General features: G+C 35.0%; 2 protein-coding genes. One reads left to right on the top strand and one right to left on the bottom strand.

Annotated elements, in window-relative coordinates; genetic code table 11:
* The coding region (locus tag F6K13_RS33505; protein WP_287289979.1) for an SH3 domain-containing protein at positions 1 to 469 on the bottom strand (469 nt) is incomplete at its 3' end.
* 294 nt (positions 470 to 763) lie between these two features.
* On the opposite strand from F6K13_RS33505, the gene F6K13_RS33500 reads away from it, so the two are divergent.
* Positions 764 to 1,279 carry an NACHT domain-containing NTPase gene (locus F6K13_RS33500; protein WP_287289977.1) on the top strand — a complete coding sequence of 172 codons (516 nt, stop codon included), beginning with the start codon at positions 764 to 766 and terminating at the stop codon, positions 1,277 to 1,279.
* Positions 1,280 to 1,338 lie beyond the last annotated feature (59 nt).

Raw genomic sequence — 1,338 nt, 5'->3', positions numbered from 1 at the left:
TATCTACCCTGGCACAAGTGCTACGAGTTCGGTTCTTGGCAACCCAACCTATAACTGGATTAGTAATTCGTAGCCAGCCAGATTTTTCATCTGCGACAGAAACAAAGGTATTATTGTTAAGTTGAGCAACTTTATTGCCTTCTCTAACTTCTGGACTGCTACGAACATTTAGAGGTGGTTCAGGGTCGTCTACTATGGCCATACGAATTTTACACCCCGATGTTGGTGGTGTAATCACAACTGGAGTTGAATTTTGACTAACTAAATCTGAGGAATTAGGAGTTGAATGTGAAGATTTTAGTTGATGTTTAGGAACCACTGAAACTAGGTTGCTATCCAATTTTTGTGTCTGTAAAGAATTAGTAGTAAATTGTGACAAATCAGACTGAATTGTGAAATAAGCAACAGAGGTAGCACTAGCAAGGCCAGTTATTCCTGTAACGATTAATTGTCCCATGTTGAATGACATAATTTTTACCCCTTTATCAACTAGATTTTATGTTAACTTTCTTGGCTAATTTGCATTTTTATCACAGGTATCACTATCAGCTATTAAGACAGATATATGCTGTTAATATTTTAACGATAAAATAACTATAAACATAGAAAGGAACGAGTTGGTGTTTGACTTATGTTGATGATGAACCTGAGACAGAGAAAAAGCTTTTTCCACTGTTCCCTGTTCCCTATTCCCTATTCCCTGCTATATAGTTATTTTAAGATAACAGCTAACTAACTCATTTAACAATAGAAATATACGAAGGTGCAAAGAAATCGCGATAAACTATTAAATACAGTTAAAAGAGAAGTTCTGCAACTGCGATCGCAGTCTCTACACCATGCAGTGATAGTTAATCTTGTTCGTCAGCGACCACCCCAACAATTAAAACGTTCTTGGGATATAGAAGTAAAAGTAGGAAAGCGCCCTAGTTTTCAACTACCAGCAAAAATAAGTATTATCCAAGTTTTTGACCGAATGAAAGGAAAATTACTTATATTAGGAAATCCTGGGGGTGGAAAAACTACAACTTTACTAGAATTAGCTAGAAAGCTAGTAATTCGGGCGGAAAAAGAACCCAAAACATCTATTCCAGTATTATTAGACCTTTCGACATGGCAAGATAAAAATCAGGATATTTCAGATTGGTTAGTTAATCAAATTAAATTTAAGTACAAGATACCCAAAAAGGTTATTAGGAATTGGCTAGAAAATCAGCAATTTTTAGATAATTCTGGAGATACTCGATCAAATCCATCTATGAGAAGTGACAATTGCTGATTTTCTAGCCAATTCCTAATAACCTTTTTGGGTATCTTGTACTTAAATTTAATTTGATT

It is taken from the genome of Okeania sp. SIO2B9 (assembly GCF_010672505.1).
In the GTDB taxonomy this organism is placed as follows: Bacteria; Cyanobacteriota; Cyanobacteriia; order Cyanobacteriales; family Microcoleaceae; genus Okeania; species Okeania hirsuta.
Note: the sequence above shows the minus strand (reverse complement) of the source record. Positions and strands in the feature narration are given on the sequence as shown.